Source organism: Nostoc sp. CHAB 5836 (assembly GCF_020829445.1).
Lineage (GTDB): Bacteria > Cyanobacteriota > Cyanobacteriia > Cyanobacteriales > Nostocaceae > Nostoc.
In genome coordinates this window covers 26,889-47,210 of sequence record NZ_JAIVFV010000038.1, presented here as the reverse complement: position 1 = coordinate 47,210, position 20,322 = coordinate 26,889, and the positions used below count along the sequence as shown (strand labels likewise).

Annotated in this window: 17 protein-coding genes; 12 read left to right on the top strand and 5 right to left on the bottom strand. The window is 42.9% G+C overall.

Annotation, left to right across the window (positions count from 1 at the left end; all coding sequences use genetic code 11):
* On the bottom strand, positions 1–1,745 hold a 1,745-nt coding region (locus tag LC605_RS10475), incomplete at its 3' end, for an SNF2 helicase-associated domain-containing protein (protein ID WP_229547486.1).
* Positions 1,746–1,869: 124 nt separating this feature from the next.
* Here LC605_RS10475 and LC605_RS10470 point away from each other — a divergent pair.
* From LC605_RS10470 to LC605_RS10455, 4 genes are all read left to right on the top strand, one after another.
* Entirely contained in the window at positions 1,870–2,430 is a 561-nt protein-coding gene (locus LC605_RS10470) for a GNAT family N-acetyltransferase (RefSeq protein ID WP_229547485.1), read from the top strand.
* 284 nt (positions 2,431–2,714) lie between these two features.
* Positions 2,715–4,871 (top strand): polyribonucleotide nucleotidyltransferase, encoded by a 2,157-nt coding sequence (locus LC605_RS10465; RefSeq protein WP_229547484.1) that lies wholly within the window; start codon positions 2,715–2,717, stop codon positions 4,869–4,871.
* Between the two features lie 492 nt (positions 4,872–5,363).
* Positions 5,364–5,588 carry a ferredoxin family protein gene (locus tag LC605_RS10460; protein WP_229495593.1) on the top strand — a complete coding sequence of 75 codons (225 nt, stop codon included), beginning with the start codon at positions 5,364–5,366 and terminating at the stop codon, positions 5,586–5,588.
* Positions 5,589–5,707: 119 nt separating this feature from the next.
* Positions 5,708–6,436 (top strand): ABC transporter ATP-binding protein, encoded by a 729-nt coding sequence (locus tag LC605_RS10455; RefSeq protein WP_229547483.1) that lies wholly within the window; start codon positions 5,708–5,710, stop codon positions 6,434–6,436.
* Between the two features lie 673 nt (positions 6,437–7,109).
* Here LC605_RS10455 and LC605_RS10450 read toward each other — a convergent pair.
* Positions 7,110–7,880, bottom strand: a complete 771-nt coding sequence (locus LC605_RS10450; RefSeq protein WP_229547482.1) for a pentapeptide repeat-containing protein — start codon at positions 7,878–7,880, stop codon at positions 7,110–7,112.
* Positions 7,881–8,276: 396 nt separating this feature from the next.
* Here LC605_RS10450 and LC605_RS10445 point away from each other — a divergent pair, with 396 nt between their 5' ends.
* Together LC605_RS10445 and LC605_RS10440 are read left to right on the top strand one after the other, a co-directional pair.
* The gene (locus LC605_RS10445) at positions 8,277–8,543 is read left to right on the top strand and encodes a type II toxin-antitoxin system HicA family toxin (protein ID WP_229547481.1); all 267 of its coding nucleotides are present in this window, start codon (positions 8,277–8,279) and stop codon (positions 8,541–8,543) included.
* Complete coding sequence (locus tag LC605_RS10440; RefSeq protein WP_229547480.1) at positions 8,527–8,739, top strand: type II toxin-antitoxin system HicB family antitoxin; 213 nt, start codon at positions 8,527–8,529, stop codon at positions 8,737–8,739. The genes LC605_RS10445 and LC605_RS10440 overlap by 17 nt, the downstream gene beginning before the upstream one ends.
* Before the next feature lie 217 nt (positions 8,740–8,956).
* Here LC605_RS10440 and LC605_RS10435 read toward each other — a convergent pair whose 3' ends face one another.
* The 3 genes from LC605_RS10435 to LC605_RS10425 all read right to left on the bottom strand — a co-directional run bounded on the left by LC605_RS10435 (position 8,957) and on the right by LC605_RS10425 (position 11,652).
* Positions 8,957–9,808 (bottom strand): zinc metalloprotease HtpX, encoded by an 852-nt coding sequence (locus LC605_RS10435; protein ID WP_229547479.1) that lies wholly within the window; start codon positions 9,806–9,808, stop codon positions 8,957–8,959.
* 544 nt (positions 9,809–10,352) lie between these two features.
* Positions 10,353–10,493, bottom strand: a complete 141-nt coding sequence (locus LC605_RS10430; protein WP_229547478.1) for a hypothetical protein — start codon at positions 10,491–10,493, stop codon at positions 10,353–10,355.
* Positions 10,494–10,569: 76 nt separating this feature from the next.
* Entirely contained in the window at positions 10,570–11,652 is a 1,083-nt protein-coding gene (locus LC605_RS10425) for an L-histidine N(alpha)-methyltransferase (protein WP_229547477.1), read from the bottom strand.
* A gap of 316 nt (positions 11,653–11,968) precedes the next feature.
* Between LC605_RS10425 and LC605_RS10420 the strand changes: the two genes are divergently transcribed.
* The 6 genes from LC605_RS10420 (at position 11,969) to LC605_RS10395 (ending at position 19,861) form a co-directional block, all read left to right on the top strand.
* A complete protein-coding gene (locus LC605_RS10420; protein WP_229547476.1) occupies positions 11,969–13,747 on the top strand; it encodes an ABC transporter ATP-binding protein in 1,779 nt (592 codons plus the stop codon).
* On the top strand, positions 13,744–15,546 hold the full coding sequence (locus LC605_RS10415; protein WP_229547475.1) for an ABC transporter ATP-binding protein: 1,803 nt from the start codon (positions 13,744–13,746) through the stop codon (positions 15,544–15,546). Before LC605_RS10420 ends, LC605_RS10415 begins: the two co-directional genes overlap by 4 nt.
* Before the next feature lie 26 nt (positions 15,547–15,572).
* On the top strand, positions 15,573–15,827 hold the full coding sequence (locus LC605_RS10410) for a TIGR03643 family protein (protein WP_229547474.1): 255 nt from the start codon (positions 15,573–15,575) through the stop codon (positions 15,825–15,827).
* Positions 15,828–16,486: 659 nt separating this feature from the next.
* Positions 16,487–16,861: a 2TM domain-containing protein gene (locus LC605_RS10405; RefSeq protein WP_229547473.1), complete on the top strand. Its 375-nt coding sequence runs from the start codon at positions 16,487–16,489 to the stop codon at positions 16,859–16,861.
* 389 nt (positions 16,862–17,250) lie between these two features.
* On the top strand, positions 17,251–18,135 hold the full coding sequence (locus LC605_RS10400; protein WP_229547487.1) for a ParA family protein: 885 nt from the start codon (positions 17,251–17,253) through the stop codon (positions 18,133–18,135).
* A gap of 352 nt (positions 18,136–18,487) precedes the next feature.
* Positions 18,488–19,861 (top strand): hypothetical protein, encoded by a 1,374-nt coding sequence (locus LC605_RS10395; RefSeq protein WP_229547472.1) that lies wholly within the window; start codon positions 18,488–18,490, stop codon positions 19,859–19,861.
* Positions 19,862–20,322 lie beyond the last annotated feature (461 nt).

Genomic DNA, 20,322 nt, shown 5'->3' with positions numbered 1-20,322 from the left:
CGATCTAAGCTTATGAGTTTATCAAACTCAGCTTTGGAAATAGTTTGTCCCCCAATTGCCAATTGCCATTGGAAATTTAGTAGACTCTGTAACCCTAAACGTTCCTGCTTTTTCTTTGGGGTTTCGGCAGTAATTTTCAACCCCAAACGGTTTGCCCATCCTTCACGGTTTGCTAAACTGGGAGGCAAAATTACTCCCAAACCACTGTCTTCCAACCTCCAAGCTACAGCTTTGATAAACTCATAAGCTTGCATGGGGGTGATACGAGAAGATTGGGGATATTCGGTTTCTAAACTGGGTGCGTAGGCGCTTTGTGCCTTGTCGCCAGACATCGCTGGATATAATCGAGAAGCTAACCCCAAACCTCGCAAAAATGTTTCTTGTGGTTGGTCAATTGTCCGATTTTTATAAACCAATCGTTCAACTGGATTGTTCCAAATAGTTGCTGCATCCACCAAAAACTCAGGATCGTCAGCCGCTTGCAGAAAATACGCCAATGTCCAATCTGTTTCGCCAGACTCTGGAGAACGCAGTTTAAAACAAGTACGAAATAGAGTTTTAAGAGTTAATTGGTATTGTAGCGGCATAGTCCAAGCCTTCAGTGCCGCTTCCAGTCGTTCCACTTCCATTGTATCTGCATTAACTGTACCAGATGCACTAGTTAAGGCTTGCAACCACTGTCGCACCCCAGATGGTAAAGATGCGTAGGCGGAGTCCGTCGTAGACATCGCCTTAGCTTCAATTGGAAGTTGAGAACCCATCATTTCTCGCACTTGGGCATCTATCGTACTGTTGAGAAATCCCAAAAGTAATTCTTGAGGTTCGGCTGGGAAGTCTACTGCTAAGTGAGGGGATGAGGGGGATGAGGGGGATGAGGGGGATGAGGGGGATGACGAGGATCTTACTCCCTCATCCCCCCCTGCTCCCTCATCCCCCCCTGCTCCCTCATCCCCCCCTGCTCCCTCATCCCCCCCTGCTCCCTCATCCCCCCCTACTCCCTCATCCCCCCCTGCTCCCTCATCCCCCTGATAGGTGCGACAAACCAACGGCATCTTCGCAGAAAATTTTTCTAAGCGGGTTCCATCTACAGCACTATCTACGAGTACTTGCCATTTGGCAGCAAATTTACCATCTGATTGGCGGTCAATTGTTGGTAAAAACTTACACCGAGAGATTAAATCTAAACTCCAACGGGCAATCTGCGACCAAAAGCGTAAATCTCCACCCAAAAAGGCATCTTCCCCTTTCGCAGCATTTAGGGGAATAGCAGCGAGAAATTTGACTGCTTCGCTGGGGTTGAGGCAAAAACCTTCAACTCGCCACGGTTGCAAATATTGTGGCGAGTCTGTATTTTCCACCAAACTGCCAGAATGTACCGGAAAAATCGCTCCTGTTCCTTCGCTACTATCTTCTAGGATATAAGTTGGTAAGGCAATGATTTGGGAATGCGTTGGCAAGCTGATCTCATTGACACTGGCGGCTTTGCGTGTTCGCCCAGTAGTTGCGATGGCTGCGGCCGCGGAAGGCATCGCAGTTTGAGGTTGCTGAATAAAGTTGGTAATTGCCATGTTCTGAGAACGCAACCATTCACTCAACTCACCTGATGTCATTGCCAATGGATGCACTGGCATATCTCCAGATCCACTAAACTCAATATTCACTCGTGGCGATCGCCAAGTTTCCCCCCAAATAAATAAACAACTATTCCTATTTTTTAGTAACCAATTACAATGTAAAATCGCCATTTGCTAACTATTTAGATGTTCCCAAAACTCAATGCAGTCATTCTATTTTCTCAAGAAGAATTGTTAGTTAAATTTTGCATATAATAAATATTTAAGCAAATATTCTACATAAACCTTGTTAATAATGAAATTTCCTCTAATTAAAGTTTTAAAAAATGGGATATTGGTGGAACTAGATTATATGCATCCTCAAGAGGAGGAGGTTATAAGAGGATTACTCAATGTTGTAATTGTTGAAGGTAAAACCTATCCCCAAAGTCAATCTCTATCTCAGGCAGAATTCTCAGCTTACTGGTTAAGTAAGGATGCCTTTGTTGTCAGGACATCTGTTGTAGATCCTACACGGAAGCTAAAAGAAATATTAGGGGCGTTTTATTTAAAGCCAAACTTTCCCGGTCGGTGTAGCCATATTTGCAACGCTGGTTTTATTGTACAACCAAGGTTACGCGGTCAGGGTATAGGGCGGTTCATGGGAGAGGCTATGCTGTTGATAGCAGCAAACCTGGGCTACGAAGCAGTAATGTTTAATTTGGTCTTTGAAACTAATATACCTTCAATTACACTTTGGCAGTCGTTGGGATTTGAGATCATTGGGCGCATTCCGGGTGCGGCGAAGTTAGAGAATGGGCAGGTGGTAGACGCGCTGATGATGTATTTCAGTTTTGCAAATATACCTGGCGATTAGAAATCGCGGCTACACAAACGAACGCGAACAGCGTCTCTAAGAGTTGTCCGCCTGCGCGGACTTAAGAAATTGGAAACCCACGTAGGCGGGTTTTGTGTGTGTAGCCGCGAATTCCATTCGCTAGAGCTGTTTACACTCATTGAGATGCTCTCCACGCTGATCTTCTACCACACTTTGGGTTGAACGACTTGTCTATCTTTGTATGTACAAGGAGTCAGCTATAGGGCATAAATGTTAGGATTGCCACAGAAAGAGAATAGCGAAAGAGAAGGAAAAAAAACTGAATGGCAGAAGTTGATAAGTCAATATCCTTCGATGGTAGGGATATTCGACTGAAAGTAGGCTTACTAGCTCCCCAGGCAGGTGGGTCGGTTTTGATAGAATCAGGGGACACATCAGTTTTAGTGACGGCTACGCGATCGCAAGCCAGAGAAGGCATTGATTTTCTTCCCCTCACAGTAGATTATGAAGAAAGGCTATATGCAGCTGGTAGGATTCCCGGCGGGATCATGCGGCGGGAAGGTCGTCCACCAGAAAAAACAATCCTCACCAGCCGTCTTATAGACCGTCCCATGCGTCCTTTGTTCCCCTCATGGCTACGGGATGACCTGCAAATTATTGCCTTAACCCTATCGATGGATGAGTTAGTGCCGCCAGATGTGCTGGCGGTTACAGGCGCTTCCATTGCGACCCTGATTGCCCAAATCCCTTTTAATGGGCCAATGGCAGCAGTACGCGTTGGTTTAGTAGGAGATGATTTCATTATTAACCCCACCTATGCAGAAATTGAAGCCGGAGATTTGGATCTGGTAGTAGCAGGTTCACCACATGGCGTAATCATGGTGGAGGCGGGAGCCAATCAGTTGCCAGAACGAGATATTATCGAGGCAATTGACTTTGGTTATGAAGCAGTGCGGGACTTAATCAAAGCCCAGGAAGATTTAGTAGCAGAACTGGGTCTGGTAATAGTGCAAGAAGCACCACCAGCAGTAGACCAGACGCTAGAAAATTATATCCGCGATCGCACTAGTAGTCAGATTAAGAAAATTCTGTCTCAATTTACTTTCACCAAACCCGAACGCGATGCAGCTTTAGATGTCGTCAAGGATGAAATTGCCACGACCATCGCCCAACTGCCACCAGAAGACCCAATTCGAGTTGCCGCAACCGCAAATAACAAGGCACTTGGTAACACTTTTAAAGATATTACCAAATACTTCATGCGGCGACAAATCATCGAAGATAACGTTCGGGTTGATGGTCGTAAACTCGATCAAGTGCGTCCTGTTTCTTGTTTAGTTGATGTCTTACCAAAGCGAGTCCACGGAAGCGGTCTATTTAACCGGGAACTAACTCAGGTATTATCCACTTGTACTCTGGGTACACCTGGGGACGCTCAAAACCTCAACGATGACATGCAGCTAGACCAACACAAGCGTTATCTGCATCATTACAACTTCCCGCCTTTCTCAGTCGGTGAAACCAAGCCAATGCGTGCCCCAGGAAGGCGCGAAATTGGTCACGGGGCATTAGCAGAGCGAGCCCTACTACCTGTGCTACCGTCAAAAGAACAATTTCCCTACGTGATTCGCATCGTATCGGAAGTACTTTCCTCCAACGGTTCCACTTCAATGGGTTCAGTCTGCGGTTCCACCCTCGCTTTGATGGATGCTGGTGTACCAATTATCAAACCCGTCAGTGGCGCAGCAATGGGTCTGATTAAGGATGGGGAAGAAGTGCGAATCCTGACCGACATCCAAGGCATTGAAGACTTTTTGGGCGACATGGACTTCAAAGTTGCCGGCACAGATACCGGGATTACCGCCTTGCAAATGGATATGAAAATCTCCGGTTTGTCTTTGGAGGTTATAGCCCAAGCCGTCCACCAAGCCAAAGCAGCCCGGTTGCACATTCTGGAGAAAATGCTTGCTTGCATTGACACGCCGCGCACTGAAACCTCACCATACGCCCCACGTCTGTTAACAATCAAAATTGATTCAGACATGATTGGTCTGGTTATCGGGCCTGGAGGCAAGACTATTAAGGGAATCACCGAGGAAACTGGTGCAAAAATTGACATCGAAGATGATGGCACCGTGACCATTTCGGCTGTGGATGAGAACAAGGCCAAGAGAGCCAAAAACATCATCCAAGGCATGACCCGCAAGCTGCATGAAGGGGATGTGTATGCAGGACGCATCACTCGCATTATACCGATAGGTGCATTTGTGGAATTTCTGCCCGGAAAAGAAGGCATGATCCACATTTCTCAACTAGCTGACTACCGCGTTGGCAAAGTTGAAGATGAAGTAGCGGTGGGCGATGAAGTAATTATCAAAGTGCGCGAAATTGATAACAAAGGTCGGATTAATCTCACCCGCTTGGGTATCCACCCAGATCAAGCAGCAGCAGCAAGAGAAGCTGCGGCGGTAAATCGGTAACTCGATTTGGGATTTTAGATTAGATTAAATCTAAAATCCGCGATGCCTATTGTGAAGGCATCGCCGTATGCTTCTCTAATTAGGGCTTGCTGAAAAAGTCATAAAAAAGCAATTTTAAGGGTTGACCAGTTATTCAAGCATGGACAGAGATATTTTTATGTTATCTATAGCTTAATGTAAGTAGGTCGGCGCAATTAAAGCTAACTGGCTAAGGCTGTCATTTGTCATTTGTCCTTCGTCATTCACAAGGGTTTTAAGCCTATTTACGTTTTGTAACATATTTATGTTTTTTCGCGCCAACTTACTTATTTTTATTCCCTATTGATATATTACGGTAAAGCGATCGCTTAAAGTTGTCGCATCTACAGCCATCGCTAGACGTTTTGGCCCCATACTTCGGCTACCCTCAAGACAGGCTCAGTACAAGTGCCCTATGCCCCACTCCCCTGCTAGGCTAGAAATAGCCGATACAGAAAAGAGGGAATCGAAAATATGCCGCATACAATTGTTACAGAAGTCTGTGAAGGCGTTGCTGACTGCGTAGGTGCTTGTCCAGTAGCTTGCATTCATGAGGGCCCAGGCAAAAATGCCAAGGGAACCGATTGGTACTGGATTGACTTTGCCACTTGCATCGACTGTGGTATATGTCTCCAAGTTTGCCCAGTAGAAGGGGCGATTCTTCCAGAAGAACGACCGGAGTTGCAAAAAACTCCGTAATAGTCCATAGTCAACAGTCAATAGCTAATACTTATGTTTGACTTGACTGTTGACCAATGACAAATGACCAATGACAAATGACAAATGACCAATGACAAATGACCAATGACCAATGACCAATGACAAATGACTATTTACTAGATGTTCAAAATGTCCATGCTGGATACATCAAAGATGTAGATATCCTGCAAGGTGTGAATTTCCAGGTTGCACCAGGGGAATTGGTAACAGTGATTGGCCCCAACGGTGCGGGTAAATCTACTTTGGCAAAAGCAATTTTTGGGCTTTTGATTCCCCACACAGGCACAATTACCTTCAAAGGTGAAAGTATCGTGGGGCTAAAGTCCAATCAAATCGTCCAACGAGGAATGTGCTACGTACCGCAAATCACCAATGTCTTCCCCTCTCTGAGTGTTGAAGAGAACTTGGAGATGGGTGCTTTTGTGCTTAACGTTCCCCTGAAACCAATTAAAGATAAAATATTTACTATGTTCCCCAGACTAAGCGATCGCCGTCGTCAACGTGCTGGTACTCTCTCTGGAGGAGAACGCCAGATGCTAGCGATGGGCAAAGCTTTGATGTTGGAACCTAGTTTGCTGATTTTGGATGAACCATCTGCTGCTTTATCTCCCATCTTGGTGACACAAGTGTTTGAGCAGATTAAACAAATTAATCAGGCGGGTACTGCGATCGTATTAGTAGAACAAAATGCCCGTAAGGCTTTAGAGATGGCTAATCGCGGATATGTACTGGAGTCTGGACGCGATGCGATCTCAGGCCCAGGTGAAGAATTGTTGAATGACCCGAAAGTGGGTGAACTATATCTGGGAGCAGGTAAGAGACATTAAGTTTTTTTAATCACTCTTGCCCCATTCAACATAACACCAGTTTTAATATGGGAACTTCGTCAGGCGATAGCGATGACTGGGTTGGGCTGCATCTACGCTATCTATAACTAATACAAAAGCCATAATACTTCCTGCCACTGCCGCGGCCGTCGTTTTCGATGCTCAAAGAATTCTCCCCAATAATCCTTGCGTTTCTAATCACATCTACAGCTAGTTGAGAAGTAAAACAGGACATTCATTCAGGAAAAAGTGACCAGAACGTAAATTACCCGAATCTGCCAAAACCCCTATTAACAATTCGTAATTATTAGTTAACCTGAGTTTGACGAGTTAAATGGCGTCCGCGTAATTAGAAGAATCAATCTTAGTACAGCTTTGCGTAAAATCGTGGCCAATTGAGGGTTGAAATTTAAACGCATAGGCGCCTCGCCTTCCCGCAGGGTAGGGGCGCAAAGGGAAGCGCAAAGGAACGCAAAGAGAATTCGCTACGAATTAATGAAATGTTGTACTTAGGATTTACGCATTGACAATAAATCCAAAATATGAATCAGGTAAAAACCAGATCTTTAGGATCAAAGGATAATTAAGAAAAACCTGAAATAACCTATTTTCGTTAATTCAGATCACGATGAATTTGTACAGTGGGTGAGTCCTAAATCTGTTATTATCTCCCTCAAAAGGGTAAGAACTGGAGCAAGACTGAGCCAAGACTTCCCAAAAAGTCAACGAAACTGGGGCTACCAGCGCTTACCTTCTCATTTACAGGTGTTTGCAGCTCTTTAATAAAAGCTTGGGCTGTTAGGGTTCCAGGGCTGTTGTTTTGGGATGTAAACAATTTTTCAGCAACTTGGGCATCTTGGAATGCACCTTGTCTATCTAATATTTGGTAACGGGCGACACCACGAGCTAAATAAGCACCCGCATATTCTGGCTTAATAGCGATCGCTTGATTAAAATAATTGATTGCTTGCTGTTGGTTGCCTTTTTGCGCTTCTGCTACACCCCAAGCATAAAATTCTTCTGGTGAAGCAATTTGTGATGGTATCCCAACTGCACCCTGGAAGTTAACACTATTCAAGTAAGCACCAGTCAATTCTGCATTTGCTAAGTAAGTATTTCTCAAATCAGCACCGGTCAAATTTGCCCCACCAAATTTAGCTTTGCTGAGGTTAACACCAAATAAACTAGCCCCACTCAAGTTTGCACCCCGTAAATCTGCACCGCTCAAGTTTGCACGGCTGAGGTTAGCACCTGTGAGATTAGCACCGCTCAAATTGGCTCCAGATAAGTCAGCCATCACTAAACCTGCACTGCTCAAATCGCAGTTTTGACATTGTTTGGTTGCCAATAACTGTCTAATATCTTCAGAATTTGCTGCTTGTACGGTTGTTGTCAGACTAATCGTGGTTAAAAATGCAGCTGCACCTACAATTTGGTTTTTCATATTCGCGTAATATTTCTTACTCAATACTGAACATTAACTGAGACGGATTTATACCTCAGCCTATGATATGAGCAATGTCAACGATTTGTCCTCTGTAGTTGTGTATATCACTTGTAAGTAGGTCGGCACGATTAAAGCTAACTGGATAAACCTGTCATTTGTCCTAAGTCAATTGGTCATTAGTAAAGATTTTAAGCCTATTTACGTTTCGTAATATACTTTAATTTTTTTCGCGCAACTTACTTAAATTGGCGATCGCTTTTCTACAGAATGATGCGCCCCTACGTTCGCAAAGCGTCCCGCAGGGATGGGATATTTTTTTAACTGAAAGTCCCTTTTATTCCCTGATTGTAAAGAAATATGAGACGATAGAAACATCAAGACAGTCAGAAAAACGTGAGTCAGCAAGACAAACTTTTGGAAAAAATCCTCTCTGGGACTTCTGATACAGACATCCCTTTTGCCCAATTATGGCAACTTTTATATCGACTAGGCTTTGATGAACGGATTCGTGGCGATCATCGTATTTTTATCAAAGCCGATGTTGAGGAAATCTTGAACCTGCAACATAAAAGAGGAAAAGCCAAAAGCTATCAAATTAAACAAATTCGGGCAGTGATTCTCAAGTATAAGCTAGGAACTAAAAATGATGTTTCGCTATGAAATTATTCTTTACTGGAGTGAATTAGATCAAGCTTTTATTGCGGAAGTACCAGAATTATCAGGCTGTGCTGCTGACGGTGATACTTATCAAGAAGCCTTGCATAATGTAGAATTAGTCATGGAAGAATGGATAGAAACAGCTAAAGATTTAGGGCGTCAAGTTCCTCACCCTAGACAGCGTTTGATCTACATTTAATCTTCCTCTGGGTTCTAGCCAACTGAGCAAGATTGAGATTAAAGTTGCATAATCAGGGCGGGCTTTTTGGCCCACCCCACAAGATATTGAGAGAATTTTGATAAATTAGCCTCAGCTTAAAGGCGTCTTTTTAGCGCCTCAATCAATGCTTTGGTTTCGCGTTTCACCTGATCAGTTTCACCAGCCATTTCGGTTTAAGAACTTATTTCTACAATTACTAAAGCTGGTCTAATTTTAGCAATGCTGCAACTCGTAGTTCTGTTGCAGGGTGACTGGAGAATAAGTTACCCAAAAATTGTCCAGAGATGGAATTGATAATTAATAACGGCTCATAAGCTGGATTGGCATTTAAAGGCATCTCTTTTGCTGAGGCTTCTAACCGTTGTAACGCTCTGGCTAAAGCGCGGGGATTACCAGTTAATTTAGCCGAACCGGCATCAGCAGAAAATTCTCGTGTCCGCGAAATTGCTAGCTGAATAATAGTGGCAGCCACCGGCGCAAGCATGACTGTTAATAAAACACCCAAAGGATTTCCACCTCTGTTGTCATCTCGTGAACCACCGCCAAACCATAGACTGTAACTAACCATTTGCGCTAGGAATGAGATAGCACCAGCGACAGTAGCAGCAACGGCTTGTGTGAGGGTGTCACGATTAATAATGTGGGTCAGCTCGTGGGCGATAACGCCCTCGAGTTCATCTTCTGGTAATATATTTAAAATACCTTGGGTGACAGCCACAGCAGCGTGTTCTGGATCGCGCCCTGTGGCGAAGGCATTAGCACCTTGACTCGGAACGATATAAACTTTCGGCATGGGAATGTTAGCGCGATCGCTCAATCTCTGCACCATCCGATAAAGTCCTGGTGCTTCTCCTTCAGTTACAGGCTGTGCCTGGTATACTGCCAAGGCAATTTTATCTGATTGATACCATGAAAATAGGTTTGTTACTGCTGCTAAACCAACTCCGATAATTAAGCCACTATAACCGCCAATTACCCAGTAACTAATTCCGATTAAAAGACCACTTAGCGCAGCTAGCAAAGCAGCCGTTTTTAATTGATTTGTCATATTTTCTGCTCTCCTACTAATGCTGTCCAATGCTGTGTAAATTTTCAGAAAACAGCATTACTTCAGCTACATTTTGATTGTATCCAAGCTAAAATTAGATATATGGTAGAGAAAACCTATCACATAAGTGCGGTTTTCCCACTTAACTTTTTGAAATCCTAATTTAGTTGTTTTTGATTGGTGGAGTTGAGTGCGATCGCAAATTCCAACTACAGGTTCAATCAGTTCAAGATTATTTTGAGAACTTCTGCTGCGCCAAAATCTTATCTAGTCGCATTTCCCAAAAATTAAAGGTGCGATCGCTACTTTCAATGATCGCTCTTTGCACTAAGTACAGATGCAGCATTAATTCGTGGTGAATTGAGGGTTGAAATTTAAACGCATAGGCGCAACTCTACCAGACGCACTCGCGTTCGCCTTCCCGCAGGGTAGGGGCGCAAAGGAACGCAAAGAGAATTCGCTACGAATTAATGAAATGTTGTACTAAGTAAGTCGGCGGAAATAAATCCAACTATGTTACAAAACGTAAACAGGCTTAAAACTCTTACCAATGACAAATGACAAATGACCAATGACCAATGACCAATGACCAATGACCAATGACCAATGACCAATGACCAATGACAAATGACAAATGACAGCCCCCACCAGTTAGCTTTAATTGCGCTGACTTAGTTAATGCCATCGCTATTTTGTTACCCCGCATCATCAAAAACTGTGCGATCGCGTTGTTGTTCTTCTAGTGAGACTTAAACAACCTTTTACCCCCTCATGTTCTCAAAAATGGATAAATCGAGCTTACAAATCACCATAATATGTGATTTATATTTGTCAGTACTGTAGTGAATAAGTTGTAATCCAGAACGTTCTATTTCTTGCAACAGGTTAGGGATTTCATACTTATGATGTCGCCAAATAGTAATCTCTTCACCTTCAGACATTTCAATCTTTTTATCGATCCTCATCTGACTGAAATTTATAGTGTAATTATGACGGAGTTTCAGATTAGCAACTATACTATCTGTTTTTAAATCATACTTTCTCACCAGTTCACAATCTTCTGATTTAATTCCAATTTTCTTTTTAACCCATCCATATACTTCCTCTACATGATACTTGCAGCCACCTCTAACTATTCCATCCCATTTAGAATTAGAACCAGTTTCGTTAGTGAATATGAGAAAATCATTTTTTCCCATGCTATCTCTAAAATTTTTGAGTACCTCATCTCGATTTTGATGATTTCCAATGGTAACTCCTAAGTGTAAAAATATTTTTGCTGTGTCGTCCATTTCAAGACTAGCTTGATTTTGGAATAATATTTCGGGTATACAATGATTCTCTATATCAATTGTGGAACTAATAAACTCGATGAGAGGAAACCATTTTGTAAAATTATTTTTGGAGACATGAAGTAGTTCTTCACTAATATCTAAGGCAATATATTTGTTAATTTTATCCAATTTATTAAGTCTTTGAATAAAATTTTTAACAGGATATGAATTTCCGGCACCAACGTCTACGATATTGACTTTTTCGCCAGTTTTAATATTGCCATTAAAGTATTGAAAATTATCCTTTAAAAGTTCAATTTCTACATTGGATGTTCGATACCATCTAGGAATAATATATTTTAGATAAAAGTCGTTCCAAATTTTTGCACCTCTACCTTTATAAGAATACTTTAGAGGTATTTCTCGTCTAACTTCTAATGCATCAATTATCCCGAAAACTTCTTCCTGAGAAAAAAGAGAGTAGAACTCAGAACTGGGCTTTGCTGTGCGACTGCTAGTAGTTGAGATATCTGAGGGAAGTTTAGAATTGCTATGAAAATTTTGAGCCATTGTTCTTGTTCTTTGGTTTTCTTAGATATTGAAAAGGATTAGCCGCAATGCTTGCCAAATAGGTATTCTCCCATACCACTGTCCCAAAAGTCAGAATTTACACCACAAATAAGAGAGGTACTCTATATCGCAATACGGTTCACTTAAGGGCTGAAACTCTTTTTTTTACGAACCACAGAGGCGCAGAGAACACAGAGAGAAGAGGAAATGCTTGACTGAACTTGCTCTATATCGGCCATTCGCTACTCTCAAATGGCCGATTGTTTTTTTACAATCAAAGTATGATAATTTTTCAAAGATACAGGGGTAAATACCATTGGTTGAGCAACCAGAACTCCAGGAAACTTCGTCGATACAGTCAATCCAGCGCGTGCTTGGGAGTTTGAACACTTACCGATGGACTTCGCTGGGAGCATTGGTCAGCCTGTTACTGTTGACGATCGCCAACGCACTCACCCCACAACTATTTCGCTGGGGAATTGATCAGGGTATCATCAAACAAAACCTCCAAATTGTGCTACACAGCGCCGCCTGGATGGTACTCGCCGCGATCGCTCGTGGTGTATTTAACTTTGGACAAAGCTATTTAGCAGAAGCGTTGTCTCAGGGTGTAGCCTATGATCTACGGAACAAAATTTTTAGCAAAATTCAAAATCTCAGTTTCAGTTATCATGACCAGGCGCAGACTTCCCAACTACTAACCCGTGTCACCAGCGATGTAGAGCAGATTCGTACCTTTATTGGCACCAATTTAATTCAGGTCATTGGTGGAGTTGTGACATTGGTGAGTGTTTCAGTGATTTTGCTGGTGATGAACTGGCAATTAGCACTGATTACCCTGACAGTAATACCCATAGCCACATGGTTGATGGCACGATTTATTACCCGAAATAACAAACTTTTTCGGCAAGTACAAGAGCAACTGAGTAATCTGAATGCTGTATTGCAAGAAAACTTACTAGGAATCCGGGTCGTAAAAGCCTTTGTGCGGGAGTCAAGGGAAAAGTCGCGTTACACAACCCTGAATGATGCCCTAGTCAAGGCAAACATCAAGACCATTAGCGCTATCCACAATACCTTCCCGTTTATCTTTTTGCTGAGTAATTTGGTAACACTGGCAGTTTTTGCCTACGGGGGAGCGGAGGTAATTGGGGGTAGATTTTCTATTGGCGAATTGGTGGCCTTTAACTCCTATTTAGCCTTGATTCTTCAACCAATTTTGTTAATTGGATTTGCTGCACCTGCGATCGCTCAATCAGCTGCTTCCGCCGAACGAGTCTACGAAGTTGTAGATGCAGAGGTAGAAATTCGCGATCGCCCCGGCGCTGTCCCATTTGATACCTGTGGAGGGAGAATCACCTTTGAAAATGTTTCCTTTCGCTATCCAGGAGCCACAACGGAAACTCTCAAAGAAGTGTCTTTTGAAACCAAGCCCAAGGAGTTGATCGCCGTTTTAGGGATGACTGGCTCCGGAAAAAGCACAATTATGAACCTGATTCCCCGCTTTTATGATGTCACAAAGGGTGTGATTCGCATTGACGGACGAGATATCAAAAGTTTCACGCTCAAAAGCCTCAGATCGCGTATTGGCATTGTATTTCAGGAAAGCACCCTTTTCTCAGGCACAATTAGGGAAAATATTGCCTACGCAAAACCCGATGCAACTATAGAGCAGGTGATTGAGGTGGCAAAAACTGCCCAAATGCACGATTTTATTACCAGTCTACCCGATGGCTACGAGACAATTGTGGGTGAGCGGGGCGTGGGCTTATCTGGTGGACAAAAACAACGAATTGCGATCGCTCGTACCTTGCTAACCGATTACAGCATTCTGATTTTGGACGATAGTACCTCAGCTGTGGATGCCAAAACTGCTGTCCAAATTCAAGCTGAACTAGATGACTTAATGCGTCAAAAAGCTTGTACAACTTTTGTGGTAGCTCAACGCATCAGCACCGTCAAGAATGCTGATCGGATTTTTCTCATGGATAAAGGACGATTGGTGGCACAAGGCACTCACGAGGAATTGATGCAAAGTAGCCCACTCTACGGTGTGATTTTGGAATCTCAGGTAAAGCCGAAGGAGAAAAAATGAGAGGCACTATTCCCGTTGTTGCATCTGAGGAAAACGCGAATCAGCAACTCTCCACCCTGCGGCGCTTTTTGCAATACTTCCTACTCTATCGCCAAGAAATTCCCATCGCCCTGACATTAGTATTGATTGGTGCTATAACCCAGGCAATTGGGCCATTCTTTCTCGGCTGGTCGATTGATCATCTGATAAAACAAGGGAATTTGCAGGGACTGCTGCTGTTATTAGGTCTACTAGCGCTGAATTATGGACTTGGTATTTTGGCAATCCGGGGGCAAATTATTCGAGTCGGCTGGATTATGCAGCGATTGCTGGCTCAATTAAGGCAAGACATTTTTATTAAAATCCAAAGTTTACCACTCAGCTTTTTTGACCGCAGCGAAGCAGGTGATTTAATGAGCCGCTTGCTGAATGATGTTAATACCGTGAATCAAGCATTTGGACTGACGATCGCCCAAATGCTGGGCAACACTTTTAGTTTGGTCGGTATAATCATTGCGATGCTCTCAATCAACCTGCAACTCGGTTTGTTAAGCAATCTGGTTGTGCCACTGATGATTTTTACTACCAGCTTATTTGCACGTTGGGCAAGAGCCAGATTTCGCGTCACCCGACAAACCATTGGAGAGCTTTCTGCCAAGTTAGAAGAAGATATTGTCAGTGTGCGAGAAGCACAGGCATTTAATCGTGTACAAATGAACATCGAAGAATTCGACATTCTCAACGCCGCCAATCGGGATGCCAACGTTGAGGCTGTAGCAATTACTTCAGCCTTTTTGCCCTCCATCGATTTTCTCAACACACTAGCAACCGCAGGGGTGCTAGCTTATGGTGGCTATCTCGCCGTAACAGGAGGAGCAACAGTAGGTGTAGTCACATCCTTTTTACTTTACGTTCAGCAGTTCTTCCGCCCGATCCAAATTCTCAGCCAGTTTTACACCCAAGCTCAATCTGCCTTCGCCGGATTAGAGCGAATCTTTTTATTACTAGATGAACCGTCACAACTCAAAGACGCACCCGATGCGACAGAAATGCCGGCCATTCAGGGTGAAGTTAGATTTGAAAATGTCAAATTTGGCTACAATCCAAATCAGCTAGTTCTCAAAGGAGTGAATTTACACGCCTATCCAGGGCAGATGGTTGCCTTAGTAGGGCCGACCGGTTCCGGAAAAACCACAATTATTAACTTGATTTTGCGCTTCTACGATGTATCTGGCGGTGCAGTGAAAATTGATGATACTGATGTGCGTAGTGTTACTCAAGCAAGTCTGCGCCGTCAAATAGGCATCGTCCTACAAGACAATATTCTATTTAGCGGTACCGTCGCTGAAAACATTGCCTTTGGCGCTCCTGACTCCACCCAAGCTGATATCGAAGCGGCTGCACAAATGGCAAATGTGCATGAGTTCATTACCTCACTACCACAGGGTTATACAACTCAATTGGGTGAACGGGGAGCGCCCTTGAGCCAGGGACAGCGACAACTGATCAGTATTGCCCGTGCGGTGTTAATTAACCCCCGGATTTTGATTCTTGATGAAGCCACCAGCAGCATCGATACCCGCACAGAAGCGCTAGTCCAAAGTGCGATCGCCCGTTTGCTGCAAGGTCGTACCAGTTTCGTAATTGCCCACCGCCTGAGTACAGTTACTCAGGCAGATCAGGTATTAGTAATTCAGCAGGGACAAATTGTCGAGCAGGGTACTCACGCCCAACTGATCAATCAGCAGGGTGTTTATGGCAACCTCTATGCTCTCCAACTGGGTGCAGCAGACACAATGGTTCTTCAAAACGAAAAGTAAAATAAATTATCAATTGCAGCAAAAGAATGAAGCTACCTGATTTAGATTCACAAACCATCGATCGCATCATTGAAATGGCGTGGGAAGATAGAACATCTTTTGATGCCATTGAAGCTCAGTTTGGGCTGCTGGAGAAACAAGTAATCGCCCTGATGAGGCGGGAAATGAAGGAATCTAGTTTCCAGATGTGGCGAGAGCGAGTCACCAAACGCAATACAAAGCATTTATCTAAGCGAGAATTTATTGCCGGTCGGTTTAAATCGCATAATCAAAAAGCATAAGTGATAAATAGAGGTATTGACGAATACAGTAGCCCTAAATTAACTGTGAGAAAATAATAGTGTTTTGAATGTAACCAAGTATTGGGCAGGGCTATTTCATTCTAGACATAAACCACCCGGAACTGAAGTTCCTGGCTCATAACTAAAGTCCGTTTTAACGGACTATAACCCAATACGCTTGGGTTAAGAGAATAGTAGGTTGGGTTGAGCGTAAGCGTTACCCAACAAAGTCTCGATAATGTTGGGTTTCGTTCCTCAACCCAACCTACTGAAGTTCCTCTCTTATAACTCAAGTCAGTTTTAACGGACTATAACCTTTTCTCAGTCGTCTAAAGACTACTTTCGCTATTAGACTCAGAATTAATTCTGAGGCGGGCTAGATGAGAATGAAATAGCCCTGAAGTATTGGGTGCAAAATGCTGATGCGATCGCTAACTGAATTGAACCTACCTTTTCACGGCGTCTGGAAAACCTCTCTTCTATTTCTCTCTTCCTTTAAGGAGAGAGACTTTGAATTTCCCCCTTAGAGCATCGAGAAGGGGGTTAGGTTTTTAGTGGACTTTTCCACATAACCTGAATTGTCAGGAATTGAACCAAGCCTATCAATAATTTTGTGGAATCAAAGGCGCATTTACACACAAACTTATAAGGTAATTAAAATGACTTACGATTCAGAAGATGTGCAAAAAATCCTTGAAATAGCACTCACTCGTAAACAGGAAGGTGAATTTTCACGAGAACAGCTTATAGAAATGGCATCTGAGCTAGGTATTTCTTCTAATATTTTGAAAACAACTGAACAAAATTGGTTGGCTCAACAAGAAGAGGAACGTTCGCAACGCACATTTAATACTTTCCGACGCAAAGCCTTTTGGGCACACTTTGTTTCCTTCCTAGCGGTGAATTTATTCCTCATTCTCTTGAATTTAATCACTAGTCCTAGTTATTTTTGGGCTATCTTCCCAGTCCTAGGATGGGGGTTAGGACTATTTTTTCATTGGCGCAGTATTTATCAGACTAAATCACAGGATTAGAAGATAGCTTTTTATTTCCCTCGTTTTTAAGTAGGACTTACGCAATAACTCTCTGAAACCTTATTCCTTTGTCTCCTTTGCGTCCTTCTCCCAGGGGGAGACGCACTCGCGTTTGCGGTTCGTTTTCTCATGATTTTGCGTAAGTCATGTTAAGGTAATGCACTTGAGTTAGGGACTTCCAAATAGGAAAATACTCAACTACGTTTTGTGGGGTGGGCGACACGAGAGCCCGTAGGCAAGGGCGTCAAGCGGATGTGGGATAAAACACCCAAATCGGCACAATTTTTTTCTGCTGAGTTTCCGAAAATATTAAATTTAATGGAAGATTTAATCAATTGAGAGGGGTTTACGCTACCTAGATGGGAATGCGTCAACAAAGGACTCAATCAATGGGATATGTAATTGCTACTGCGAATATGAAAGGTGGCGTTGGTAAAACAACTCTCACCGTCAACTTAGCTACTTGTTTAGCTAAAAATCATGGAAAGCGGGTGCTTGTCCTTGATTTAGACAGCCAAATTAGCGCCACACTCAGTTTGATGTCACCTTTAGATTTTGCCAAGCGTCGGAAACAAAGCAAGACATTTAGGTATCTGATAGACGAAGTTATCAATCCAGATCCACAAGCAAAACTCACAATTCAAGATATCATTCAATCTCAAGTTTGTAATCTTCCCGGACTGGATTTATTACCGGGAGATATCGACTTATATGATGAATTTGTGGTTTCAGAAATGCTGTATAAACAAGCAACTGCTTTAGGTGAACAGGACTTTGAAACCATTTGGAATCGCTTTGAAAGAGTCTTAATTAATAACATCTTAAAACCAGTGCGCCAAGAATATGATTTTATCCTTCTCGATTGTGCCCCTGGCTATAATCTCTTGACTCGTAGCGCTTTAGCCGCCAGCGATTTTTACATACTTCCTGCTAAACCAGAACCATTATCTGTAGTGGGTATTCAACTGCTAGAAAGACGAATTGCCCAATTAAAAGACAGTCACGGACATGAAACCAAGATAGATATAAAAATGCTGGGAATTGTATTTAGTATGTCCAGTGCTAACCTTCTCACTGGCAGATATTATAAACAAGTGATGCACCGCGTTGTTGAAGATTTTGGTGTAGAAAAAATTTGTAAAGTACAAATTCCAGTTGATGTCAATGTTGCTAAGGCTGTTGATAGTTTTATGCCAGCAGTTTTAAATGCTCCTCAATCATCCGGTTCAAAAGCTTTCTTTCAGTTAACTCAGGAGTTGTTGCAAAAGCTATAGCCCAATGGCAGATTTCGGCTTTGTTCGATAAGTCACAAGATAATTGTAGGTTGGGTTGAACTTTAGTGTTACCCAACAAACCCCGCTCTTCGGTTGGGTTTCGTTCCTCAAACGCCACGTGCTTCAAGTCGGGGAACCCGCCCAACGCAGTGGCTCCCCAACCTACGCAATACAAGGTTTTTGACGCTAACCCAAGCGTATTGGATTAAGGGGAGCCAGTGCAGTCTTCTCCCTTGGCGCTAGCCTCTCCCCTTGGGAGAAGGGGAGACGTGGGAAATAATTTATACCTCTTTCCAGAAACTTTTAAGAGATTTTATCAGTCTGGTTCTCCAAATTCTGGAAAAATCTGCCAATGTCATCTTCTGCTCAAGGTATTCCCGGATTACCTGATTTGACGCATCCGGTTGAGCTTGTCCAATTTGGAACCGAGGCGCTCAAAACTTCACTGTTATTAGTATTTTTGATTGTAGCTTTAGGAGTTGCGATCGCTCTGATTAGTTTTTCCCTGCGTCGAAGCCAGTCGGAACAAGTAATAATCATCGGCGAGTGGGCTATTCGTTATTCCCAACTTTTGCAGGGATTACAGCATTTAACTCTAGTATTCGTTCTGTTAGTACCGGGATTTTTTCTCTGTTCAACTTTAAGCAATCGTTACCACCACTGGGAACAAGCAAGGGTGGCTCAAGTAGCTGAAAGTGTTGCAGGTGAAAAACTCGAACAATTTGCGCCTCAAGTCCGCTACTCTATTCAAGAGCCATACTCTTATAACACTCAAGTCAATGGCAAGATTGTCAAGGTAAATGAGACACGAGAAATCAACCGCTTCTTAACGTTGGCTGGTTCGCAAATTCAAGTCAAGCTTGACCAAAGTGTAGATGTTCCAGGTCGTAGTTCAATTTATCGGGCAAATTATACTGCCGATTATAAAGTAGTTAACCAACTCAAGGATATTAATAATTTTTTCTTTGAAGCACGCCCACCCAACGGCTCCATACTGCTTTCTAGCTACAAAATCGAGCGTGACGGGACTAGATTGCAACAAATCAATCCAGAAGACTATGGTTTTCCGTTCCGCCTGCAACCAGGGGAAGAAACCAGCTTTCGAGTTACCTATGAGGCTAGAGGCGGGCCTCGCTGGGTTTATAGTGCAGAGGGACAGATTTTATCTAACTTCCGCCTCACAGCAATTGCTAACTTTGCTCCGGCTAATTTTGCCAGTGGTATTGAACCTAATGAGATTAAATCTGACGGACGCAGTACTCAATTTACTTGGAAATTTGATGATAATGTTTCAGTCAAAAATCCATTTGGAGTATTTACCAACACCGAACCTATTAGGAATACGGGCGTAATTCCGCGTCTTTTATTACTAGCACCAGCAATATTTTTATGGTGGATATTGTTGTTATATTTGTCACTGCCAATGAGGTTCAAAAATGTAGCGATCGCTGGTAGTATTTTCTTTGCTTGTCTGTTAACGTTGACCTATCTAGCTCGCGTTATAAATGCTCAGTTGGCTTGGACTTTAATTTCCATTATCTTACTAATTTTGACATGGGGATTGGGAGCGAGCCGCAGTGCTTCCCTTGCTGCAATTATCTGCACAATTGCTGGAGCAGTTTTACCTATTTTTGGATTATTAGTACCCTTCAGCGGCCTCACACTTAGTCTAGCGGGTTTGCTTTCAGCCGTCTGGCTAGCAGTTCGTCACTGGTATGGCTATTGAGGGTTGAAATTTAAACGCATAGGCGCAACTCTTGGAGACGCACTCGCGTTCGCCTTCCCGTAGGGTAGGGGCGCAAAGGTTCGCAGAGAATTCGCTACGAATTTATGAAATATTGTACTAAGTCAATTGGTCATTAGTAAGGATTTTAACCATATTTACGTTTCGTAACATAATTGGTTTTTTTCGCACCAACTTACTTAGGTGATTCCGCTATGATTAACAAAGTTTTAACAAATGGTACTCATGGATAACGATTTACTAGCTTTCTTTGCAGGCGCTGGATTACTCATTCTCTATCTCATCTTCTCTGCATTAACTGAGATGGGAACTAAGCTACCTTGGAAAAAATAAGCTGATGGGGCGATCACAATTCAAAATTGTTAAATATCGCACCTCTACAATAATAATGCACGAATTTGCTTACTTTTATGTTGAATATTATTAATGCATATTATTACTAG